The sequence below is a fragment of the Chryseobacterium rhizosphaerae genome (genome assembly GCF_003385455.1).
Lineage (GTDB): Bacteria > Bacteroidota > Bacteroidia > Flavobacteriales > Weeksellaceae > Chryseobacterium > Chryseobacterium rhizosphaerae.
Genome location: NZ_QNUF01000034.1, coordinates 41,614 through 48,063, shown reverse-complemented (window position 1 = coordinate 48,063; position 6,450 = coordinate 41,614). Strand labels below are relative to the sequence as shown.

4 protein-coding genes are annotated in these 6,450 nt (G+C 36.1%); 3 read left to right on the top strand and 1 reads right to left on the bottom strand.

The window, feature by feature from the left end; translation table 11 throughout:
- Positions 1-573 precede the first annotated feature (573 nt).
- The 3 genes from DRF57_RS20880 (at position 574) to DRF57_RS20870 (ending at position 4,520) form a co-directional block, all read left to right on the top strand.
- Positions 574-1,593: a zinc metalloprotease gene (locus DRF57_RS20880; RefSeq protein ID WP_115920642.1), complete on the top strand. Its 1,020-nt coding sequence runs from the start codon at positions 574-576 to the stop codon at positions 1,591-1,593.
- A 448-nt stretch (positions 1,594-2,041) separates the two neighbouring features.
- Complete coding sequence (locus tag DRF57_RS20875) at positions 2,042-3,034, top strand: zinc metalloprotease (protein WP_084087787.1); 993 nt, start codon at positions 2,042-2,044, stop codon at positions 3,032-3,034.
- A 100-nt stretch (positions 3,035-3,134) separates the two neighbouring features.
- On the top strand, positions 3,135-4,520 hold the full coding sequence (locus DRF57_RS20870) for a phosphatase PAP2 family protein (RefSeq protein WP_115920640.1): 1,386 nt from the start codon (positions 3,135-3,137) through the stop codon (positions 4,518-4,520).
- Positions 4,521-4,570: 50 nt separating this feature from the next.
- Here the strand turns inward: DRF57_RS20870 and DRF57_RS20865 are convergent, their stop codons facing one another.
- On the bottom strand, positions 4,571-6,436 hold the full coding sequence (locus tag DRF57_RS20865; RefSeq protein ID WP_115920638.1) for a M1 family metallopeptidase: 1,866 nt from the start codon (positions 6,434-6,436) through the stop codon (positions 4,571-4,573).
- Between the last annotated feature and the right edge of the window lie 14 nt (positions 6,437-6,450).

Here is a 6,450-nt window from a genome sequence, read left to right as displayed (position 1 = left end):
AATTCCTGATTTTCCCGCTTCAATTTCTTTTACAATTTGAAGCTTTAAACTCAAATTGTAATCTCGCTGTGTACGCTTGACGTACTGGGTTTCTAAATGTTCTTCCATAACGATGCTTTTTTTGTGTATCGATATTTCAGGACTAGACATATATAAGAATTAAAATCCATCTCAATTGAGATGGATTTTTTATTTCATATAATTTAAATTCCCAAAAAGCACTGTCCATCCACCTAAAAAACTAAGAGCCTTAACATGACAAACTTTACAAAAGTTAGTAGATTAGGAAAATTTTTAACAGCAAAAAAAAGGGTTTGCAACAGGCCAATGTAAAATAAAAATATTCTTTCAAATAAATAATATTGATAGTTATTTACATTAAAAGCACAGCATCTTGTGAAAGATAAAAACCCAATTCTTTAATTTGATTAAAATTCAATAAAAACTCAATTTAAATGTAAAATAACTAACTAAAACAATCATTAAATATATATTTATCAAATAATTGTCATAAAAATTTGCATATCAATTTCAAATAATATAATTTCACATCCTCAAACAAAAAAAAACAATATGAAAAAACTATTATTTGGAGCTATTGTGCTAAGCTTCATGTCAGCTTGTAACAGCGACAACATTGCAAACCAAACACAAGAATCTACAGATGCAGCAAATTCTCTCAGTGTAACAGCGTCAAAAAGATTTTGTCCATCAGAGGAAATGAGAAAAGAAGCACTGCAAAAAGATCCGGCACTCAGACAGAGAGTAGCAGATATTGAAGCCAATGCTGAAAGATTTGCTAACAACCTAAAATTAGGAAAAGTTCTTGCAGACGGTTCTGTTGAAATCCCTGTAGTTGTAAATGTTTTATACAATACAGCAGCAGAAAATGTTTCAGATGCCAGAATCGCAGAACAAATTGCTGTATTAAATGCCGACTATAGCGGAACAAACAGCGATGTTTCAAAAATACCTACAGAATTTCAAGCGGTAAAGTCCGGAGATGTAGCAGTAAAATTCAGACTGGTAAATACCATTAGAAAGTCCACAACCAAAACATCATGGAGTGCTACCGACAGAGCAAACAACACGATGAAAAAAGCCTCTACAGGAGGAATAGATGCCACTAATCCCACCAATTATTTTAACCTTTGGATCGTAGGGAGAATGCCATCTACTCAGGGAGAAATTCTTGGATATGCAACCTTCCCTGAGTCTGCAGGCTTATGGAATGATGGTGTAGTAATCGCAGCACCATTTTTTGGGAAAACAGGTGCTTCTTCCCCTTTCAACCTAGGAAGAACAGCAACACATGAAGTGGGCCACTATTTAGGACTAAGACATATTTGGGGAGATGCCAATTGTGGAAATGACCTGATTGCCGACACTCCAACTCAAACCAGAGATAATGCAGGAAAACCAACCTACCCGCTTTATAATACTTGTGGCGGAGTGCAAAGATCTGTAATGTTTATGAATTATATGGATTATGTAGATGATGCAGCTATGTTTATGTTCTCAGCAGGCCAAAAAACAAAAATGCAGTCTGTAGTGGCTTCATCAGGTCCAAGAACAGGATTAAGAGTTTTATAATAAAATAAATCTAAATACCATTCTAATTAATATTTGTAAATCCATCTCAATCGAGATGGATTTTTTATTTCAAGTGATTTAAATTCCCAAAAATCACAATGATAAAAAAGTCATTATCCACCAGCTAAAAAATGTAGATAATGATCATGACAAACTTTACGGAACAATTAGCTTCCTTTCCAACAGTATGAAATGAATCTACCATGTGATTAAATTTTCAATAAAAAATCAAAAACAATAGTATTTTTTTTAGTTAAAAAACACAAAAAAGTGAAATATAAAAACGAAATTATTAAAATTGATTAAAATTCAATTTTAATTAAATTTAATTAAGATAATCACAACTATTAGAAGTAAAGATTAATGATAATTAAATAAATTAAGAAATAATTTGCACATTAAGTTTATTTAATATAAATTCACAAACTCAAAACCAAAATAATATAATATGAAAAAACTTCTTTTTGGAGCTGGAATTCTATTTCTGGCTTCTTGTAACAACGATGTCAATTCTGTAACAGAACAACAGGACACGCAACCTCAGGAAACTGCCAACAGAAGATCCTGCCCTTCCGATGAAATGAGAAACAAAATTCTAAGTACCGATCCTGCAGCCAGAGCGAGAGTTAACGCTATTGAAGAGTTTACAGAACAACGTCTTAACGATATAAAAGTAGGTAAAGTATTAGCAGATGGCACTGTAGAAATCCCTGTAGTTTTCAATGTGGTATACAACACAAGCAGTGAAAATGTATCCGATGCCAGACTACAATCCCAGATTGATGTACTGAACAGAGATTACGGAGCTACGAATGCAGATAACAGCAATACCCCATCAGAATTCGTTCCTGTAAAGGCCGGAGATACTAAAATCAGATTCAGATTGGCTAAAACAGTGAGAAAACAAAGCAGTACAACGCTGTGGAATCCTGATGACAATAAGATGAAATCGGCAAGCACAGGGATTGCAGCTACTACTCCAGACAACTATCTAAACATTTGGGTAGTAAATAAAATGACAGGGGGTACTCTTGGATATGCTTATTATCCGGGAACTATTACAGGTTCTTTAGATGGTGTAGTAATAGCTGCTCCTTATATAGGAACTGGTTCAGGAACCTCAGCACCTTTCAATTTGGGAAGAACAGCCACTCATGAAGTGGGGCATTATTTAAATCTCCCTCACCTTTGGGGTTCTTCAGATGCAGGCTGCCAGACAGATTATTCTAATGACACTCCTGTTTCGCCTGGTCCAAATTACGGAACACCTTCTTATCCTCTTAGCCGTGCTTGTGGTGGAGTAAGCCGTTCTCAAATCTTCATGAACTATATGGATTATGTAGATGACAAGATCATGGTAATGTTTACAACCAATCAAAAACAAAGAATGCAGGCTGTAGTTTCAGCATCAGGACCAAGATCAGGTTTAAGACTGTACTAAATTATCAATATATTAAGATTTGCTTAAAAAAAATCTATCCCAATTTAGGGATGGATTTTTTTTTACTTTTATGCGGTTTTAAACTTCAGGACAAATAAGGATGAAAAAAATAATATCAGCAGCGGGTCTGTTTTTGCATTTGTGTTGTTATCATGCACAAGATACTGTTCAGTCCAGAAATCTTCAAAAAGATATTTCATTAATCAGTTCCGATATACCTGTTGACAATAAAACGCCATTTTTCAAGAAAGAATGGGTGAAAAAATCTGTAGCTCCGGCCATACTTTTTACAGCGGCGGCGGCAACCTGGGGAGAGAAAGAAAATATCCGCGAAGTCCGAAACCGCTATCTTCCAACATTCAAGGCAAAGTACGATGATTATTTGCAATATGCCCCCGCCGTAGCCGTTTACGGACTAAAACTTTCCGGAGTAAAAGGACGGAATAATATAGGAAGGGCTACACTTTCTTATGTTACCAGTTTAGCCATTATGGGTATTGTAGTAAACTCCATCAAATATACAGCAAAAGTGGAACGACCGGACGGTTCTAAAAACAATTCATTCCCATCCGGCCACTCTGCAATGGCTTTTACCAATGCAAGCTTTCTGCATAAAGAATATGGAATGGTAAACCCTGCGTACAGTATTGGAGGATATAGTGCCGCTACCCTTACAGCACTTGGACGGAATTTAAACAACAGACATTGGCTCCCTGACGTATTGGCAGGTGCCGGAATAGGTATTATATCTACGGAATTAGGCTACTTTTTTATAGATAAAATGTATAAAAACAAAGGGGATAATTTAAGTCTTTTATCGAGGATACAGGGAAATGACTACCCTTCTTTTCTAGCTATAAAACTGGGTACAGCACTGGGTACAACAAATTTCCTGAAAGAATCTGATCTTGACAATAAAAAACAGGTAGGTTTTGAAGGCGGATTGGAAGGAGCTTATTTCTTTTCAAAAAAATGGGGTATCGGAGCTGACATCAGCTTTAGCAGTTTTCCTGTGAAGCCCCTGAGAGAAACTTTAGATGACGGAGAAAATTTTGGAGATTATAGTATCATTACCCAATCTTTAGGTTTTCTGGGTGCCGGGATAGGGCCTTATTTTTCTCATGAGTTTTCAGACAAATGGCAATTTGCCCTAAAAGCGACTGCCGGATATGCAGCCACTGCAAGCGGAAAAGTATTTATAAAAAGCGACAGCATAGATACTCCAACTCATGAGCTTCCTATTGCCCGCTATAAACCTAAGCCCGCTTTCCGTTGGAATGCAGGAACTTCCCTTACCTATAAATTCAATCCAGGAATAGGGCTTACATTATATGCCGATTACAACCAGATAAAATCTACCATCAGATATCATTTTAGTGATGAAATAAAAGAGAATGATGAATTAAATGAAGAGCTTAATCATGTTATTGCTAAAGAAAGAATCAATTATATCACGTTAGGTTTACGGTTAACAGCGTATTTTTAAAATAAAAAAGCCTTCAATAATATGAAGGCTTTTACTTTTATAGTGTTTTATTATAGTATTTTACTGTTGTCTCCCGGAGTGTAATCCATAAAAAGATCTCCATCCAGCTGTACCGATTTTACTTTTTTCTTGATCGGAATCACAAGATCAGCCAGCTTTTGATCTTTCTCCCAAATGGAAGGTGAAAAATGCAGCTTCTCTGTTGTTCCATCCTCATAAGACAGAATAGCATCAAACGGAATAGCAAATCCTCCTATATTGATAACATTTACAGTAAGCAGGTCATTCATCTGGGAAGCTCCTGCCACTTTTAGATCTATATAATTATTGGTATAAAACCAGTTATGGAAGAACCAGTTTAGATTTTTTCCGGACCCTGTGTTCATAGAATTAAAATAATCCCAGGGAACAGGGTGTTTACCATTCCAGTTATCCATATAGTGAAGCAATGCTTTTTTAAACAATTCGTCTCCCAGATAATCTTTTAAGGCAAGATAGGATAAAGACGCTTTTACATAAGAATTATTCCCATAGCCAGAACCGCTTACCTGTGTACTCATTGTGATCACCGGTTGATCCTGCTCTGCGGAAGGATCATTAATCCACCTTTTTACACGAAAATTTTTATAAAACTCTTTTGCTTTCTCTTCACCATTTTCATCAATCCCGATAAGATATTCCAGTGTTGTTGCCCATCCTTCGTCCATAAAAGCATATCTCGTTTCATTAATTCCCATATAAAAAGGAAAATAGGTATGAGCAATTTCATGATCGGCTGTAAGTCTTGCATCCTGAAGGTCATCCGGGATACTGGTATCATTAATCATCATTGGATATTCCATATCAGCATATCCCTGAATGGCTGTCATGACATTATAAGGATATTCCACTCCTGGCCATTTTTTCGAAAACCAGTCCAGGTTATAGCGCATCCATCCCACATATTGTTCGAAATCTTTTGCTCCGGCTTTGTATCCTGCCTGGACACTCGCTCTTTTTGTTTTCAGCTGAACACTGGCCGCATCCCATACATAATGATTACTTAATGCAAAACAAAAATCAGTAATATGATTCGCTTTAAACTTCCAAACATTCCATTTATTCTGTCTGGTTACTTTCCCGGACTTCATTTCCTGCTCTGTTGCAATATGTATCAGCTTATCACTCTTCAGGGAAGCTTTATATCTTTTTAAATATTCCGGCTGAAGGATAGCATCGGGATTCAGAAAATCCCCGGTTGCCCAGACTACATAATTTTTAGGTGCTGTAATGGCAAAACTATAGTCATTAAAATCGTTATAAAACTCCTGTCTGTCTGAATGGGGAAGCATATCCCATCCATTATAATCATCATATACAGAAATTCTTGGGAAAGAATAAGCTACATAAAAAGTTTCAGGATCTATCTGTCCCTCTCTTCCACTCTGTATTGAAAGCGGGTATTCCCATTCTATTTTAACCTCAGCTTTAGCCTTTGATTTTAAAGCTGATTTCAATTTCACTTTTTCAACAGTTCCCCAATCATCACTATCAATATCATACTTTTCACCATTTACAATAAATGATTTGATCTTGAGTCCGGAAGATAAAAAATCTTTAGAAACTGTTCCCGATCTTGGAGATTGTGGTTTATGAAGGTTATTAACAAACCTGATAGCCAATTCATTAAGACTATCCGTGCTATTATTAGTATAAACAATTGTTTCTTTTCCTGACACTGTTTTTGTATTGGCATCTACCTTTACTTCAACATTATAAATCCCTTTATTCTGCCAATAGTTTTTACCCGGCGCTCCCGAAATGTCGCGCGTTCCTTTTTCGTAGGCTTTCTTGATATTTCTCGGCATATATAACTCCTGTGCAGAAAGCTGGAACAATGAAACCACCACCATCACACCGGAAAAAATTCTCTTCATAACTATCTTTTTTA

Excerpts from the sequence above, each read along its gene's own strand:
- DRF57_RS20865 (WP_115920638.1), bottom strand. The coding sequence starts at position 6,436 with ATGAAGAGAATTTTTTCCGGTGTGATGGTGGTGGTTTCATTGTTCCAG.
- DRF57_RS20870 (WP_115920640.1), top strand. The coding sequence starts at position 3,135 with ATGAAAAAAATAATATCAGCAGCGGGTCTGTTTTTGCATTTGTGTTGT.
- DRF57_RS20880 (WP_115920642.1), top strand. The coding sequence starts at position 574 with ATGAAAAAACTATTATTTGGAGCTATTGTGCTAAGCTTCATGTCAGCT.
- DRF57_RS20875 (WP_084087787.1), top strand. The coding sequence starts at position 2,042 with ATGAAAAAACTTCTTTTTGGAGCTGGAATTCTATTTCTGGCTTCTTGT.